Annotated in this window: 13 protein-coding genes; 6 read left to right on the top strand and 7 right to left on the bottom strand. The window is 62.2% G+C overall.

Going from position 1 to position 15,823, the window contains the following annotated elements:
* Positions 1–22: 22 nt before the first annotated feature.
* From AAEO81_RS19585 to AAEO81_RS19570, 4 genes are all read right to left on the bottom strand, one after another.
* Positions 23–2,380: an EAL domain-containing protein gene (locus AAEO81_RS19585; RefSeq protein ID WP_341958624.1), complete on the bottom strand. Its 2,358-nt coding sequence runs from the start codon at positions 2,378–2,380 to the stop codon at positions 23–25.
* Positions 2,381–2,450: 70 nt separating this feature from the next.
* Positions 2,451–3,245 carry an iron export ABC transporter permease subunit FetB gene (fetB, locus tag AAEO81_RS19580; RefSeq protein ID WP_341958623.1) on the bottom strand — a complete coding sequence of 265 codons (795 nt, stop codon included), beginning with the start codon at positions 3,243–3,245 and terminating at the stop codon, positions 2,451–2,453.
* Positions 3,242–3,940, bottom strand: a complete 699-nt coding sequence (locus tag AAEO81_RS19575; RefSeq protein ID WP_341958622.1) for an ATP-binding cassette domain-containing protein — start codon at positions 3,938–3,940, stop codon at positions 3,242–3,244. Before AAEO81_RS19575 ends, fetB begins: the two co-directional genes overlap by 4 nt.
* 346 nt (positions 3,941–4,286) lie before the next feature.
* Entirely contained in the window at positions 4,287–5,780 is a 1,494-nt protein-coding gene (locus AAEO81_RS19570; protein ID WP_341958621.1) for an MmgE/PrpD family protein, read from the bottom strand.
* A gap of 113 nt (positions 5,781–5,893) precedes the next feature.
* Between AAEO81_RS19570 and AAEO81_RS19565 the strand changes: the two genes are divergently transcribed.
* Positions 5,894–6,829 carry a LysR family transcriptional regulator gene (locus tag AAEO81_RS19565; RefSeq protein ID WP_341958620.1) on the top strand — a complete coding sequence of 312 codons (936 nt, stop codon included), beginning with the start codon at positions 5,894–5,896 and terminating at the stop codon, positions 6,827–6,829.
* On the opposite strand, the gene AAEO81_RS19560 is transcribed toward AAEO81_RS19565, so the two are convergent.
* Positions 6,816–7,712, bottom strand: coding sequence for a LysR family transcriptional regulator (locus AAEO81_RS19560; RefSeq protein WP_341958619.1), 897 nt, complete (start codon positions 7,710–7,712; stop codon positions 6,816–6,818). The genes AAEO81_RS19565 and AAEO81_RS19560 overlap by 14 nt on opposite strands.
* A 122-nt stretch (positions 7,713–7,834) precedes the next feature.
* Between AAEO81_RS19560 and AAEO81_RS19555 the strand changes: the two genes are divergently transcribed.
* A complete protein-coding gene (locus tag AAEO81_RS19555) occupies positions 7,835–8,698 on the top strand; it encodes an aldo/keto reductase family oxidoreductase (RefSeq protein ID WP_341958618.1) in 864 nt (287 codons plus the stop codon).
* Between the two features lie 32 nt (positions 8,699–8,730).
* On the opposite strand, the gene AAEO81_RS19550 is transcribed toward AAEO81_RS19555, so the two are convergent.
* Both AAEO81_RS19550 and AAEO81_RS19545 read right to left on the bottom strand, forming a co-directional pair.
* Positions 8,731–10,017 carry a citrate:proton symporter gene (locus tag AAEO81_RS19550; protein WP_341958617.1) on the bottom strand — a complete coding sequence of 429 codons (1,287 nt, stop codon included), beginning with the start codon at positions 10,015–10,017 and terminating at the stop codon, positions 8,731–8,733.
* Positions 10,018–10,125: 108 nt separating this feature from the next.
* The gene (locus tag AAEO81_RS19545) at positions 10,126–11,052 is read right to left on the bottom strand and encodes an SMP-30/gluconolactonase/LRE family protein (RefSeq protein ID WP_166597393.1); all 927 of its coding nucleotides are present in this window, start codon (positions 11,050–11,052) and stop codon (positions 10,126–10,128) included.
* 327 nt (positions 11,053–11,379) lie between these two features.
* On the opposite strand from AAEO81_RS19545, the gene AAEO81_RS19540 reads away from it, so the two are divergent.
* The 4 genes from AAEO81_RS19540 (at position 11,380) to AAEO81_RS19525 (ending at position 15,804) form a co-directional block, all read left to right on the top strand.
* The gene (locus AAEO81_RS19540) at positions 11,380–12,321 is read left to right on the top strand and encodes a hydroxymethylglutaryl-CoA lyase (RefSeq protein WP_341958616.1); all 942 of its coding nucleotides are present in this window, start codon (positions 11,380–11,382) and stop codon (positions 12,319–12,321) included.
* Positions 12,318–13,517: a CaiB/BaiF CoA-transferase family protein gene (locus tag AAEO81_RS19535; RefSeq protein ID WP_341958615.1), complete on the top strand. Its 1,200-nt coding sequence runs from the start codon at positions 12,318–12,320 to the stop codon at positions 13,515–13,517. The genes AAEO81_RS19540 and AAEO81_RS19535 overlap by 4 nt, the downstream gene beginning before the upstream one ends.
* Before the next feature lie 89 nt (positions 13,518–13,606).
* Entirely contained in the window at positions 13,607–14,926 is a 1,320-nt protein-coding gene (locus AAEO81_RS19530; RefSeq protein WP_341958614.1) for an MFS transporter, read from the top strand.
* Positions 14,927–15,042: 116 nt separating this feature from the next.
* Positions 15,043–15,804: an IclR family transcriptional regulator gene (locus AAEO81_RS19525; RefSeq protein ID WP_166597396.1), complete on the top strand. Its 762-nt coding sequence runs from the start codon at positions 15,043–15,045 to the stop codon at positions 15,802–15,804.
* Positions 15,805–15,823: the final 19 nt, after the last annotated feature.

Genomic DNA, 15,823 nt, shown 5'->3' with positions numbered 1-15,823 from the left:
GCCAAAACAGCGCTAAGGCATTTCACTGCGTGCATGTGTTTTCCGTCGCATCCCTGTGAGTCGCGTCCGTTGGAGCCGAGTGGATGAAGGGCGGGTATTCGGCCAGTTGTGCCGCTGCCAATGGGCGGCTGAAGTGGTAACCCTGCGCCACGTCGCACCCGGCGATTTTCAGGCACACCACCTGTTCGCGGGTTTCCACGCCCTCGGCCACCACCGTCAGCCCCAGGCGCTTGGCGAGAATGATGGTGGACGACACGATGGGGCTGTCGTCCGGGCTGTTGGACAGCGGCGCGATGAGCGTGCGATCGATTTTCAGCTTGGTCAGCGGCAGCGCTTGCAAGTGAGCGAAACCGGCATAGCCCTTGCCGAAATCGTCGAGGCTGATGTGCATCCCCGCTTCGCGCAGACGCTGCAGGTGCTCCACCGCGCGGCCCTCCTGATCGAGCAGCGTGGTCTCGGTGATTTCCAGTTCCAGCCATTGTGCGGGGATGCGGTGTCGCGCCAGTTTGGCCAGCACCCGGTCGCTGAAATCGGCCTGATGCAATTGAATGGCGGAGACGTTGACCGCCAGGCGCAACTGACGGCCTTCCTTGAGCCACTGTTCGAGGGTTTCGCAGGCCAGGCGCAGCACTTCCCAACCCAGCGCGATGATGAAGCCACTGCGTTCGGCGAGGGAGATGAATCGGTCCGGGTACAACAATCCGAATTCGGGGTGTTCCCAGCGCACCAACGCCTCGTAGCCGTCGACGATCATGGTGTCGAGGCGAATCTGAGGCTGGTAATGCAGCACGAACTGACGTTCGCTCAGGGCATTGCCGAAGGCCTGTTCGAGCATGAACTCTTCGACATCGGCGACGTTCAGTGACGGGTCAAAGAAGCGATACTGGCCGCGACCCGCACGCTTGGCCGAATACATGGCGGCGTCGGCGCTGCGAATAAGGTCCTCGACGTCCTGGCCGTCTCGCGGGCAAATGCTGACGCCAACGCTGGGACTGGTGGTGACTTCGTGATCGCCGAGGGAATAGATGGCCGAGAGCTTTTGCACCAGCCCGCGCACCCAGCTGTCGATCTGTTCTTCAGAGCGTTCACCGGCCAGCAGCACGACGAACTCGTCACCGCCAAAGCGCGCCGCTTCGTCGTCGGGCTCCAGCATGCGGCTGATACGGCCGGCCACGGCTTGCAGCAGCATGTCGCCGACCTTGTGGCCCAGGGAATCGTTGATCGATTTGAAGCGGTCCATGTCGATGAACAGAATCGCCATCAGACGCCGCTTGCCCCGTTGGCTGAACAGCGTGCGGGCCGCGACTTCCAGAAATTGACGGCGATTGTGCAGGCCGCTCAGGTGGTCGGTGGCGGCGGCGTGGCTGCTGCGCCGATGCTCGTCTTCCAGGCGATCGATCAACTCCTGATTGACCTGTTGCGCCTGTTCCAGCGCGTTGAACGCCTCCTGGCGCTTGCGCAACACCCGCAGGGTCCAGATCAGGCTGCCGAGAATCAGCAGGGTCATGCACAGGTTCAGCCACAACTGGCGTTCATAGGTCCGACGGGACGAGGCGAGGATTTCGCCGTCAGCCTGGCTCACCACGACGCTGAAGCCCCGTTGCGGCACGCGCAGGTACATGCTCTGGTACGGCGTGTCCCGGGACATTTGCGTCAGCATCCCCGTCACCTCGTTGCCGGAAGACAGCTCCGGGATCATAGGGACACCCGACACCATCACGCCGCTGCTGCTGATGCGCAGGCGTTCGTGGCCGTCGTTGTCGAGCAGGCGCATCATGCCGCTCTGACCGAGGTCGATGTGTTCGAAGAGGGCGGCGAGGTAGCCGACGTCCAGTTGCACCATCAGAATGCTGTCCATCTTGCCGGTCGCTGAATCCACCAGTGGCAGCAGGAAGGGCAGGCGCCAGCTCGGCAGCAGCGTATTGGTCTGGGTGGCAGGCGCGCTCGGCAACAGGGCCTTGTACCCATAGTGCTCGGCGTGCTGCTGCATTTGGCTCAGCCATTCCGGCGGCAGTTGGCGGAGCTCATCGAAATGGCTGGCGGACAGCAGCGTACCGTCGCTGCTGTACAGGCTCATGCGCTTGAACACCGGGTCTTCGGCCAACATGCGCACCAGCCCCTGGTGGCGCTGGCCGAGGTCGTCCATATCACCTCGCGTCACCCGGCCAATGGCCTGTGCCCGGTCAACCAGCTGGCGCAGGTTTTCGGCTGCGATGGTGGCCAGATTGAGGTGTTCGGCTGATTTGGCGGCAAGCGCTTCATGGTGCGAGGTGGCTTTCTGTTGGCCATACAGCGCCCAGAGAAACACCAGCGTCGCGGCGCAGAGCGTCATCAGCAGGCGTTGGAGGAAACTGAGGGAGGAGAACGATCGGCGGACCACTGCATGTATTTCCTGCCGCGAGGTGATGGCAGAATAATACTGCTTTATGACAGGTTCGTGATGCTCGATTTCAACGTCGGACGACCAGCCGATGAATCATGAAGCGATGGTCGGGCGTGAACAGCCGCCGGAACGTCAGCAGCACCGCGCACACGGTGCCCAACGCCGATCCCGCCGCAATCAGAAACATGATCATGATCTGGTAACGCACCGCATCCACCGGGTTTTCACCGGCCAGCACCTGACCGGTCATCATCCCCGGCAGGCTGACGATCCCCACCACCGACATCTGGTTGAGCGTCGGCATCATCCCCGCACGGACTGCTTGCCGCGCCGCGCCCTGAGCGGCTTCCCAGCGCGTGCCACCCAGCGCCAGGATCATCTCGATGGTGTTGCGACCGGAGGTCAGTTCTTGAGTCATGCGCTCGATGCCCAGCGACACCGCCGTGAGGGTGTTGCCCAGAATCATCCCGAGAATCGGAATCGCGTACTGCGGCTCGTACCACGGCCGGATGCGGATGATCACGAACAGACCGATGGCCGCCACCAGCCACGAGCTGCTCCACACCGACGCCACGCTGTCCATCAACTGCCCGGCGTACGTGCGCTTGCCCCGGCCCGCCGCCGACACCCCGGCCACCAGCGTCATCAGGCACATCAACGGCAGCACCACGTACCATTCGGCGTGGGCGAATACCCAGCCCAGCAGATAACCCACCGCCAGCAACTGCACCACCGTGCGCACCGACGCCCACAACAACTGGCGCCCCAACCCGAGCTTGAGCACCAGCGACAACACGCCGTTGATCAGGATCAGCGTGGCCGCGATGGCCAAGTCCACATACGACAGGTTCTGGTAATTCATGCGTCGGCTCCCGACCGCAACACGCCTTGATTCATCGTTAGATGTCGGATGCTCATCCGGCGCGCCTGCTCGGGGTCATGGGACACCCAGATGTACGCCCGCGTCCCCGCGCCTTCCTCGAACCAATGCAGCACCAACGACTCGACGGCGGCCGCCGAGGCCGGGTCGAGAGCGGAAGTGGGTTCATCGAACAGCATCACCTGCGGCGCCAGTTGCAGGGTGCGGATCAGCGCGACGATCTGCGATTCGCCGCCGGACAAATCCCCGGCAGACTTGCTCAGAAAAGGGGTGTTCTTACCGGCTTTCACCAGCAGTTCGGTGGCGTAGGCCAAGTTGAACGTGCGCGTGCGCAGGGCGTTCAGGGTGAACGGGAACTGCAGATTGTCCAGCACCGAACCCTCGATCAACGCCGGGCGTTGCGCCACATAGGCCACGCAGGTGCGGAAGTGCGGAATCGTGTCGTTGGAGAGCGGGCGTTGCTGCCACAGAATCTCGCCGGTGGACGGCGCATCGAGCGACGCCAACGTACGCAGGAACACGCTCTTGCCCGAACCGGACGCCCCGGTGATCGCGACCTGCGCACCGGGCATCAGGAAAAAATCAGTGGGTTTCAGCAGTTGCGTCGTGCCGCTTTGATCCAGACGGCTCAGTTTCCTGACCTCAAGCAACGCAGGGGTTGAACCGTTCGACGACACGAAAATTCCTTCTGGGTGGGCGCGGAAAAACGTCGTGCATTATTGCCCAGTCGAAACGGGTCGGCTACAGGGCGTGTTCAGCCCGCTGAGGTCATGCGCGCCTGTTTTCACCTGCGGGCACTCATTCCTGTGGGAGCGAATTCATTCGCGAAGGGGGCGGTGCAGTCTCAACGTCTCTATTGCCCGAACCCTTTTCGCGAATGAATTCGCTCCCACAGGTTTTCCACGCGACGCCAGATCGTGCACGCCGCGATCCCGCTGTAGCAGCACGGCTTGCCGGCGGTTGAGTCCGCAAGATCGCGCCGTCGGCGAGCCGTGCTGCTAAAGGGCTCTCACCATTGAGCCGCTAGACCACTGCTGCCTTGGCGATCTCCGCCGCGCTCGCCAGTTTTTCCACCGACCAGCACGTTTCGATGAGCTTGCGGATCTGGGCATCAGGCAGGATGCCTTTCGCCAGGTCGGTGAATTTGGCCTCCAGCTGCTGATCGGTCATTGGCACTTCCAGGCTGCCAATCGCGTGCTCGATGAATTTATGCAGTGTGCGGCCATCCTTCAGTGTGATGGTCATGTCCACCTGTTCGGGCTTGATCGACGGGTCGATGGTCGCCGTGACCTTCTCGCGCAGCGCGATGACCTTGGGGTCGTTGACCGCGCGATCACTGTATTGCCGTTCGCCCGCGGCACCCTCGATGATCGCCACCGCCACCGAGTGGTAAATGCTGAACTTGCCTTCCAGCCCGATCTTCGGCGTTTTCTTGCCGGTGAGTTCGATCACCAGCGGGTGCACTTTGAGGTCGATGCGAGCGATCTGGTCGTCGGTCAGCGTGTTCTGATTGCGCAGCTGAATCGCCGCGTCCAGTGCCGGGTGAATCACGATGCCGCAGGCGAAGGGCTTGTAGGTGTTCAACGCCGCCTCGTAGCGTGTCCCGAGGCCTTCGGTGATCTCGCGGTAATCCTGCTTGGTGCTGATGGTGTTGGCCCAGCCGCGCTTGGCCTCGATCATGCCGTCGGAACTGGTGTAGTCCTTCGAGGCCAGCAGCGCTGCAAACAGACCGTTACTGGCCGCACGGCCGGGGTTGAAGCTCTTGTTCATCGAGCCGAACGACTCGCGCAGCCCCACCGGTTGCGAGGCCGCCAGGCCCAGGGCCCAGACCATCTGTTGTTCGTTCAGCCCCAGAATCTTGCCCGCCGCCGCAGCCGCGCCGAACACCCCGGCGGTCCCGGTGATGTGCCAGCCGACGTCATAATGGTTGGGGTACACGGCGTTGCCGATGCGGCATTCGGTCTCCACGCCCAGCACCACGGCGTTGAGGAAATCCTTGCCAGACACCGGGTGGTACTCCGACAACGCCAGAATCGCCGACACCACCGGCCCAGCCGGGTGAATGATGGTTTTCAGGTGCGTGTCATCGAAGTCGAAAATGTGGCTGGCGACCCCATTTAGAAAGGCCGTGTTCATGATGTCCAGCCGCTCCGAGCGCCCCAGCAAACCGGCTTGGGGCGGCCCGGAAAAAGGCTTGAGCGCCGACAGCGCCCGCTCCACGGTCTCATGATGAGACCCGCCGACCGCGACGCCGACCCAGTTGAGCAGGGTGCGCGTGCCTTCCTTGCGCACGTTGGCGGGCAGGTCTTCGTAGCGGGCGTTCACCAAATAGCGCGCGAGAATGCGGGTGACCGGTTCAGGCGCTGGAGCAGGGTTGGCAGTTTTCATAGTGTCCCCTTGAGTGCTTCCCTGAGCTTCTCCTTGCGCCAGCGCTGAAAGGGACAGGCCGGGCGTGGCGGCGGCGACAGAGGCGATGGCCCCTGCCTTGAGCAGTCCGCGGCGATTGATCGTGTTCATGAGGGTGCGCTCCTTCTCTTTATGATTGTCTGGTTGCACGTGCCGAGCAGCACCCGGCGATCATGGCGCAGCAGTGGTAGCATTTGAATTGCAACAATCTGATGGATCTATGCATGCCACACATGAATCTGGAAATGAGCGACCTGCGCGCTTTCGTTGCAGTCGCGGAACTCGGAACGTTCAGCGCCGCCGCGCTGGACCTGCACCTGTCGCAGCCTGCGCTGTCCCGACGGATCTCCAAGCTGGAAGCGAAAATGGGCGTGCGCCTGCTGGAGCGCACGACCCGGCGCGTCGACCTCACGGCCTTCGGTCGTGACTTCGCCCGCAAGGCCCGTGAGATCCTCAACAGCCTCGACGAGTCGCTGATCGGGCTGGGCGACGTCGCGGGACGCATGAGCGGCGAAGTCAGCGTGGCCTGCGTGCCTTCGGTGGTGCGCTATTTTCTGCCGCAAGTGCTGCGCGAATTCCACGAACGCTACCCGCGCATCGTCATCCGCGTGATGGACGAAGGCGCCAGCGACGTGCTCTCCAGCGTGGTGCGCAACGAAGTGGACTTCGGCCTGAACTACATTGGTGTTCAGGAAGCCAACATCGATTTCCAGCCCGTGCTCAAAGAAGCCTTCGTCGTCGCCTGCCGCCGCGATCATCCTTTGGCGAAACGGCCAGCCGTGACGTGGGCCGAGCTCAACGCGTACGACTACATGAGCGTGGCCAAAGCCAGCGGCAACCGTCTGCTGCTGGACCTGGCCCTGGCCGACGCCCCGGACCTGCCGCGCTCGTTCTGCGAAGTGCGGCACGTCATGAGCGTCGTCAGCCTGGTCGAAGCAGGTGTCGGCATCGCCGCCGTGCCACGCCTGGCCATGCCCGCCGATGACCACCCGATATTGGTCAGCGTGCCGCTGGTGGAACCGGTGGTCAGCCGCACCATCGGCTTGATTCGTCGACGGGGGCGGGTGCTGTCGGCGGCGGCTCAGCAGCTTTACGAGATGATTGGGGAGCGGCGTGAGTCAGCGGAGCGCCAGTCCTCGGATGCTTTTAATCCGCTTTGATGAAGTCCACAAACGCCCGCAACGGCGACGGCACATACCGGCGTCCGGGGTAATAAAGGAAAGGGCCGCTGAACGTCATGCACCAGTCTTCCAGAATCGGCACCAATGCGCCGCTCTCGATGTGTGGGCGGAGCCAGTCTTCGAACAGGTAGACCACACCCAGGCCATCGACGGCGGCTTGTATGCCGAGGTCGATGGCGCCTGCGATGCGCACCACGAGCGGGCCGGAGGGGTCGACGTGGAGGATTTCACCGTCTTTTTCGTATTCCCACATTGGCATCGAACCGCTGGGAAATTTGCCGCGCAGGCAGGCGTGGTCGAGGAGGTCGCGAGGGTGTTGCGGGATGCCGCGGGCGGCGAGGTAGGCGGGGGAGGCGGCGGTAGCGAAGCGCTGGAAGCGCGGGCCGATGGGCACGGCGATCATGTCTTGTTCGAGGCGTTCATCGTAGCGAATGCCCGCGTCGCAACCGGCGGCGAGCATGTCGACGAAGCTTTCTTCGACGATGACTTCCAGCTGGATGTCGGGGTGGGCCTGTAGAAACGGCGTAATGATCGCGGGAAGCACCAGCCGCGCGGCGCTGGCGGGGACGTTCAGTTTGAGGGTGCCGGACGGGCGATCGCGGAAGTCGTTGACCACGTCGAGCGCCGATTCCACTTCGCCCAGTGCGGGCACGATGCGTTCCATCAGCCTCGCCCCAGCTTCGGTCGGCACCACGCTGCGGGTGGTGCGGTTGAGCAGCCGAACGCCCAGTCCCGATTCGATGCGCCGCACGGCGTCGCTCAGACTCGACGCCGATCGACCGCTCAGGCGCGCGCCTTCACGAAAACCGCCGGCCTTGACCACGGCCACGAAGGCCATCAAATCCTGAATATCCGCTGCCATGATGTGCTCTTGAGTGGGGGGATTGTTCGGTGAGCCGTACGACCTGTGCCGATTGCACCGGATTATCGAGCGGTCCGTCAACGCCTATAGTGGCCTGACACCCTTTTAGAGAGGCAAGCGACATGAGCGACGCGAGCAAGGCAGGCACGTTTCAATTGGGCGACCGTACCGTTAACCGCATGGGTTACGGTGCGATGCAGTTGGCAGGGCCAGGCGTATTCGGGCCGCCGAAAGACCCGCAAGCGGCGATTGCTGTGTTGCGCGAAGCCTTGGCGCTGGGGGTGAATCACATCGACACGTCAGACTTTTACGGTCCCCATGTCACCAATCAGTTGATTCGCGAGGCGCTGCACCCCTACGCCGATGACCTGACGATCGTGACCAAAGTGGGCGCTGTGCGCGGTGACGATGCGTCGTGGAACCCGGCGCAGAGCCCCGCCGAACTGGTCAGCGCGGTGCACGACAACCTGCGCAATCTGGGTCTGGAGGTGCTGGACGTGGTGAATCTACGAGCGTGGGGCCACTTGCATGCGCCGGGCGACGAGTCCATTGCCGAAGGTTTCAGCGCATTGGCCGAGCTGCAACAGCAGGGGCTGATTCGGCATCTGGGTTTGAGCAACGTCACCAGCAAACAGGTGAAAGAGGCTCAAGGCATTGCGAAGGTGGTTTGTGTGCAGAACCACTACAACCTGTCCCATCGTGCTGATGAACAATTGATCGCCGAGCTGGCTCAGCAGGGGATTGCCTATGTGCCGTTCTTTCCCATGGGTGGTTTCTCGCCGCTGCAGTCGGACGTGCTAGCCAGCGTGGCCCAGCGCATCGGCGCCTCGCAGCTGAATGTGGCGCTGGCCTGGCTGCTGCAACGTTCGCCGAACATCCTGCTGATTCCGGGAACGTCTTCGGTGGCGCATTTGCGGGAGAACCTCGGTGCGGCGGAGTTGAGGCTTCCAAGCGAATTGCTGACCGAACTGGACGCCGTGGCCTAATCACGCCAAGCCATCGGCGTCCGCGTTGCACGTCAGTTGATGACCGTGATTGCGCCGATGGCGATGGCCGCGATCAGCATCACCAGCACGGTGCCGAAGGTCCATTTCAGCGAGACCCGCTGGTTGTCGCCGTAGTCGATGTCCAGCAGGCCGCACAGCAGGTAGGTTGAGGCCACCAATGGGCTGAGCAAGTGAACCGGCTGGCCGATCAGCGAGGCGATGGCCATTTCGTGGGAGCCAATGCCGTAGTGGGCAGCCGTTTCGGCGAGGATGGGCAGCACGCCAAAGTAGAATGCATCGTTGGTCAGCACGTAAGTGAACGGCATGCTCAGCAGCGCCGTGATCACCGACATACCGTGTCCGGCCTGCTCCGGCAGGATGGCGATCAGGTTGTCAGAAATGGCTTTGACCATTCCGGTGCCGCCCATGATGCCGACGAAGATCCCCGCCGCGAAAATCAGCAGGGTCACGGCCAGCACATTGTCGGCGTGACGGCCGATGACCTCTTTCTGTTGTTTCAGCGTCGGGTAATTGACCAGGCAGCCAAGCCCGAACGCGACCATGAACAGGATCGGCAGCGGCATCAGGCTGAGCATCATCGAGCTGATCAGGGCGACGGTCAGCACCACGTTGAACAGAAATTTCGGGTCGCTCAGGCGAATGTGCGCGTAGCCTTCCAGCACTTTGTCTTCGCTGACACTGACGATACCCAGGCGGCGATATTCCATCCGGCCCAGCCACCACGCCGCGAAAATCACCCACACGCCACCGGCGATCATGATCGGCACCATCTGCAGAAACAGCTCGGTGATGTCGACGTGCATGGCACTGGCCGCCCGCGAGAACGGCCCAGCCCAAGGCAGAATGTTCATCACCCCGATCGCCAGCAGCAACACGGTGGCCATGACCTGCAGACGAATGCCGGTCAGACGATAGAGTGGCAAAAAAGCCGCCGTAGCGATGATGTAGGTGGTGGCGCCGTCGCCATCGAGCCCGACGCACAATCCCAGCACGGCGGTGCCGACGACGATCTTGCGCGGATCACCCTTGACCAGCCGCAGCAGCACCTTGATCAGCGGGTTGAACAGCCCGGCATCAGTCATCATGCAGAAGTACAGGATCGCGAACGTGAGCATGATCCCGGTGGGGGCGAGCATCTTCACGCCGTCGTACATCATGCCGCCCAGTTGCGTGGCGAAGCCGCCGAGGCAACCGAAGGCAATCGGCACCAGCAGCAGCGCCACCAGCGGCGAGAGGCGCTTGCTCATGATCAGGTACATGAAGCAGGCGATCATGGCGTAGCTCAGAAAGATCAACATGGGCGTCCCTTTTATTGGTTTTGTCGGGAGCGAGCGCAACGGGGCTCGCTTTCTTCAGGCCGAACGAAACCCGTGCGCCTGGCGCACAGGGTTCAGCGGATTAAGGGCCTAGCGGTGCGAGAACATCGGCTGGCCGCTATGGGGCAAGTCGGCGACCAGGATGGAGCCGGTGGAGGAATCGGTGATGAACAATTGCCGATTGCCCTCGCCACCGAACGCCAGGTTGGTCAGGGTGCGGCCTTCGGTGCACGAGCGGATGCGGTACAGCGGCACGGCGTGAGGGTCGAACACCCAGACGCAGCCATTCCCGGCATCGCACACATAGAGGTTGCCTTCGCTGTCCAGTGCCATGCCGTCGGCGCCACTGACGCCCCCGGCCATGGCTGTGAAAATCCCTACTTTGCTGGTGCCGCCATCGCGTTGGATTGGCAGGCGCCAGACCGCATTGCCCCGTGTCATCGCCACGAACAGCGCGTTCTGCGCCAGGTCCATGACCAGGCCGTTGGGGCTCGGACCGTTGTCGATCAGGCGCATGAGGGTTTGCTTGTCCAAGTCATAGGCATAGACGCGACCGGTCGGGTCTTGCTGTCCGGTCTGGCCTTGATCAGTGAAGTACAGCTTGCCGCTGGCATCGAAGAACAGGTCGTTGACGCCCTTGAAGCCTTCACTGCGGCTGTGGGTGAGGAAGGGGGTCACCGTTCCGGTGTGCGGATCGAGGGTCAGAATCCCATGCTTGTAATCGGCGATGAAAACCCGTCCGTCGCGGTGGATTTTCAAACCGTTGGGCCAGCCATCGTATTCGGCGATCAAGGTCCAGTGGCCCTGAGAGTCGATGCGCAAGATGCGGCCGTAGGGGATGTCGGTGACGTAAAGATTGCCGTCCCGGTCGAAGGACGGCCCTTCAAGAAAGCTTTTGACCTTCTGCCCGGGCTTGTTGGCGCGTACCCAGTCGGAGTCGCCGTCTTTGCAGAAAGCTTCGGGCAGCGTGGTGAACACGCGGGTCGGCAAATCGCGAGGCGGGGCGTACAGGCTCACAGGATCAGCTCCTACGGGGGCGAACGGGAAAGCACCGATCTTGCCGGTGACGAGGCCTTTTCGCCATGTTGTTATTGTTCTATCAGACAGAACGTCATGTTTTCTGACAGAACAAGGTTCAACTTTATTTTTTCGGCTGTCAACCCGCCGGATTGGTCAGGATGGCATTACGTGATCCCGCCCGAACACTCCCGATCAGTCCCAAAAGCGCTGGCGTATGACTCGGGGTGAGTAGCGTTGACAGGGGGATTTTATCGGCTCATGATTATTTCAGAACATCGTTCTATCAGACAGAACAACCGCATTCCAATACCCGGAGACCCGGCGATGAATCCGAACAACAACGTAGACATCCTGATCAGCGAGGTCGGCCCCCGCGACGGCCTGCAAAGCGTCAGCGCGACCATGCCCACGGCGCTCAAGCTTCAATGGCTGACGGCGCTGGCCGACGCGGGCTTGAAAGAGATCGAGGTCGGTTCGTTCGTTTCTCCGAAACTGCTGCCGCAAATGGCCGATGCCGCGGAGCTGGTGGCGCACATGCGTCAGCGATCTGACGTGTTCGTCACCGCACTGGTGCCGAACCTCAAGGGCGCCGAAGCGGCGTTCAACGCGGGCGTGCAGAAGATCACCCTGCCTATTTCCGTCAGTGAACCCCATTCCCTGGCCAACATCCACAAGACCCACCCACAGGTGTACGACGAAGTGCGCGCGGTCATGGCCCTGCGCAACGAGCGCTTCCCTCATGTCGAGGTCGAGGCCGGGTTGTCGACGGTGTTCGGTTGCACGATTCAGGGCGAGGTGCCGGAAGACGATGTGCTGCGCATGGCCCTGACCATGGTTGAGCTGGGCGTCGATGAGGTGGGACTCGCCGACACCGTGGGGTACGCCAATCCGGCGCAGGTGCGTCGCGTGTTCACGCGTCTGCGCAATGAGATCGGCAGCAAGGCCGGCAGCGCGCATTTCCACAACACCCGCGGCCAGGGCCTGGCCAATGTGGTCGCGGCGCTGGACGTCGGCGTGACCACCATCGATGCCTCTCAAGGCGGCATCGGCGGTTGCCCCTATGCGCCGGGGGCGTCGGGCAATATCGTGACCGAGGATCTGGTCTACCTGCTCGAATCCATGGGCCTGCGCACCGGCGTGGACATCGACAAGCTGGTGGCCGCCCGTACCTGGCTTAAACAGGGCCTGCCGGGAGAGCCGCTGTATGGCTTCATTCCGGACGCAGGCGTCGGCAAGAATTTCCACTACGCCGGAGGCGCGCGATGAGCCTGCTCAATCAGAAGCTTCAGGCGCTGCCGCTGGCCGGCGTGCGCGTGGTCGAGTTCGTGCACATGGTCATGGGCCCGACCTGCGGGTTGGTGCTGGCGGATCTTGGCGCCGAGGTGATCAAGGTCGAGCCCGTTCCGGAAGGCGACAATACCCGACGTCTGACCGGTTCCGGCGCGGGCTACTGGATGACTTACAACCGCAACAAGAAAAGCTTCGCGGTCGACATCAAGACTGAGGAGGGCATGGCCGCCGTCCGCAAGCTGATCGAAAGCGCTGACGTGGTCACCGAAAACTTCCGCCCTGGCGCCATGGATAAACTCGGCCTGGGCTATGAGCAGGTCAAGGCGATCAAGCCGGACATCATTTACAGCTCGATGAAAGGTTTTCTGCCGGGGCCGTATGAACATCGCACCGCGCTGGACGAGGTGGTGCAGATGATGACGGGCCTGGCCTATATGACAGGTCCGGAAGGCCGTCCGTTGCGCGCAGGGGCGTCGGTGAATGACGTCATGGGCGGCATGTTCAGCGCCATCTCGATTCTGGCGGCGCTGTGGCAGCGCAAGCACACCGGGGAAGGGCAGTTCGTGCAGACCGGCCTGTTCGAGAACTCGGCGTTTCTGGTGGGGCAGCACATGATGCAGATGGCGACCACCGGCAAGCCGGCGGCACCGATGCCGAGTCGCTTATCCGCTTGGGCCATCTACGACGTATTCAATACCTTGGGCGATGAGCAAGTGTTCATGGGCGTGGTCAGCGACAGCCAGTGGGTCAATTTTTGCGAGCGTTTTGGTTTTGCCGAACTGGGCCGTGATCCTTCGCTGGCGAAAAACACCCAGCGCGTTCAAGCCCGAGCAAGGATCTTGCCGCCGGTCCGTGAACGGCTGGCGCAGATGAGTAAACAGGAGGTCATGGACCTGTGCGAACAGACCGGCCTGCCGTTTTCACCGATCCAGCGTCCGCAGGACCTGTTCGACGACCGGCACCTCAACGAGTCGGGTGGCCTGGCCCATCTGACGCTGGAAGATGGCGAGGCGGTCAAGGTGCCGATGCTGCCTTTCGAGATGAATGGCCGTCGCTTCGACACCCGCCTCAATGTGCCGTCGCTGGGCAGTCACTCCGCCGAGTTGCTGGAAGAAATGGGCTACGCCTCGGGTGACATCGACGCGCTGCGCGGACGTGGCATCGTTCGCTGACACCCCGCTGGAACGGATTCCCTGATGCCTGTCGCTGACGGACATTCCCGCCGTCAGCCTTATAAAAATAATTGGTGAGGAACCCCGTCATGGCCATCGTCACGACCCCCCCGCACAGCAGCGACGTCGCCAGTGTGCGCCCCCTGGATGCCGAACAGACCCGCGTCCTGCATAAAGCCGCCTGGCGCTTGATCCCGTTGCTTGCGCTGGCGTATTTCTTCAATTACCTGGACCGCACCAGCGTTGGCTACGCGGCGTTGCAGATGACCGAGCAACTGGGCTTGACCGCCACGCAGTTTGGCTTGGGCGCGGGCATCATGTTTTTCGGTTACTGCTTGTGCGAAGTGCCGAGCAACCTGGCGATGTACCGTTTCGGCGCCCGTTTGTGGATGGCGCGGATCATGATCACCTGGGGCCTTGCTGCCGCCGCGACCGCGATGATTGTAGGGCCGTACAGCTTTTATATCGTGCGCCTGATCCTCGGCATCGCCGAAGCGGGTTTCTTCCCTGGCGTGATCTTCTTTCTGACCCTCTGGTTCCCGGCGCAATACCGCACGCGGGTGCTGGCCTGGTTTACCGTGGCCACACCGATCTCGTTCCTGGTCGGCGGGCCGCTGTCGATCTGGCTGCTGCAAATGCACGGTTTGCTGGGGCTCGCGGGCTGGCAGTGGATGTTTCTCATCGAAGGGGTTCCGGCGTGCATCCTCGGGTTGATCACCCTCAAGGTGCTGACCAATCACCCGGCCGAGGCCAAATGGCTGACCGCCGATGAGCGCGAGGTGCTGACCGGGATGTTGGCCGAAGAGCAGGGCAAGGGCCAGCACAGCCACGGCTTCAAGGCGGCGCTGAAAGATCCGCGCGTGTGGATTCTCAGTTCGATCACCTTCAGCTTCACCCTCGGTTCCTACGGCATCGGCATCTGGTTGCCGCAGATGCTCAAGGCCCATGGTGTGGAGGTCAGCATGATCGGCTGGGTGGCGGCGATCCCGTACTTCTTTTCCACCGTGGCGCTGTTGATCTGGGCCAAACACGTGGACCGTACCGGCAAGGGCATTTTCAACCTGACGCTGGCGATGTTGCTGGCAGGCTTTGCGTTGATCCTGGCGCTGCAGATGGACGCGCTGATTCCGGCACTGGCGGGCATCACCCTGGCGTTGATCGGCACCATCGCCGGCAAAACCATTTTCTACACGTTGCCGGGCAAGTTCCTGCGCGGGCAGGCAGCGGCGGGGGGGATTGCGCTGATCAATTCCATCGGTGCCTTTGGCGGTTTTGTCGGGCCGTACCTGATGGGCTTCTTGAAGGATTACACCGGTTCGTTCACAGCGGGTCTGATGGTGATGGGCTGCATCATGTTCATCGCCGCGGCCATGGTGGTTTCGCTGCGATTGTTTTTGCGCGAGGCGTGAGGCGGGCTGCACTTTTTTCGAAAGGTATCCGGCTGCTCTGATATTGTCTTGCGGGTCGGCGGGGTGGTTTGCGAATCACCTGCCGCCCGCGAGCGACGAATCGACAATGAGTGTCTATGAATACCGAATCCGAAAAGAATCTCCCTGAGCAGGCCCAAGCAGAAAGCGGGGTGGCGGCCGTCGACCGCGCGTTTGCCATTCTGTCGGCCTTCAACATTGAACAGGACTGCCTGACCCTGGCCGAGATCGCACGGCGCACAGGGTTGTACAAAAGCACAATCCTGCGCCTGATCGCTTCGCTGGAAAAAGCCGGGTTCGTCCGTCGTCTCAGCGATGGTCGCTATTCCGTGGGACCTGAGCCGCTACGTTTGTCGCAGCTGTACCAGACCTCGTTCCGGCTGCGCGATGTGATCCATCCGTTGCTGGAATCGATCACCGAAGAAAGCGGTGAGACCTCTTCCTTTTATGTGCTGGAAAACGGCAGCCGCGTGGTGCTGTTCAGGGTAGAACCCAAGCGGGCGGTGCGCGTGTCGGTGCTGGAAGGCGCGCGCTTTCCGCTGCAGGCGGGTGCGTCCGGCAAGGTACTTCGGGCGTTCACGCGCAATGTCGATCCGGCGCTGACCGAGGTTCGCGAGCGTTTTTGGGCGTGTTCCTACGGCGAGCGCGACCCTGAGACCACGGCCGTGTCAGTGCCGGTGTTCGCCATGGGGTATGAATTGAAAGGGGCGTTGACCTTGTCCGGCCCGTCCGACCGTCTGCTCAAAGAACACATCGAACACGCCGCGTCGATACTGCTGCGCAACGCAGCCATCGCCACCAACGCGCTGGGGGGCAATGATGCCGAGTTGCGCGAGGCTCTCAAGCGGTTGAACCCCTGACGGCCGGGGCAAGTCGACC

Source organism: Pseudomonas sp. RC10, assembly GCF_038397775.1.
GTDB classification, from domain to species: domain Bacteria; phylum Pseudomonadota; class Gammaproteobacteria; order Pseudomonadales; family Pseudomonadaceae; genus Aquipseudomonas; species Aquipseudomonas bambusae.
The sequence above is the reverse complement of the archived record's forward strand: the minus strand, read 5'-3'. Positions and strand labels throughout refer to the sequence as shown.

Excerpts from the sequence above, each read along its gene's own strand:
- AAEO81_RS19530 (WP_341958614.1), top strand. The coding sequence starts at position 13,607 with ATGGCCATCGTCACGACCCCCCCGCACAGCAGCGACGTCGCCAGTGTG.
- fetB (WP_341958623.1), bottom strand. The coding sequence starts at position 3,245 with ATGAATTACCAGAACCTGTCGTATGTGGACTTGGCCATCGCGGCCACG.
- AAEO81_RS19570 (WP_341958621.1), bottom strand. The coding sequence starts at position 5,780 with ATGAACACGATCAATCGCCGCGGACTGCTCAAGGCAGGGGCCATCGCC.
- AAEO81_RS19540 (WP_341958616.1), top strand. The coding sequence starts at position 11,380 with ATGAATCCGAACAACAACGTAGACATCCTGATCAGCGAGGTCGGCCCC.
- AAEO81_RS19560 (WP_341958619.1), bottom strand. The coding sequence starts at position 7,712 with ATGGCAGCGGATATTCAGGATTTGATGGCCTTCGTGGCCGTGGTCAAG.
- AAEO81_RS19565 (WP_341958620.1), top strand. The coding sequence starts at position 5,894 with ATGCCACACATGAATCTGGAAATGAGCGACCTGCGCGCTTTCGTTGCA.
- AAEO81_RS19550 (WP_341958617.1), bottom strand. The coding sequence starts at position 10,017 with ATGTTGATCTTTCTGAGCTACGCCATGATCGCCTGCTTCATGTACCTG.
- AAEO81_RS19555 (WP_341958618.1), top strand. The coding sequence starts at position 7,835 with ATGAGCGACGCGAGCAAGGCAGGCACGTTTCAATTGGGCGACCGTACC.
- AAEO81_RS19535 (WP_341958615.1), top strand. The coding sequence starts at position 12,318 with ATGAGCCTGCTCAATCAGAAGCTTCAGGCGCTGCCGCTGGCCGGCGTG.
- AAEO81_RS19525 (WP_166597396.1), top strand. The coding sequence starts at position 15,043 with ATGAATACCGAATCCGAAAAGAATCTCCCTGAGCAGGCCCAAGCAGAA.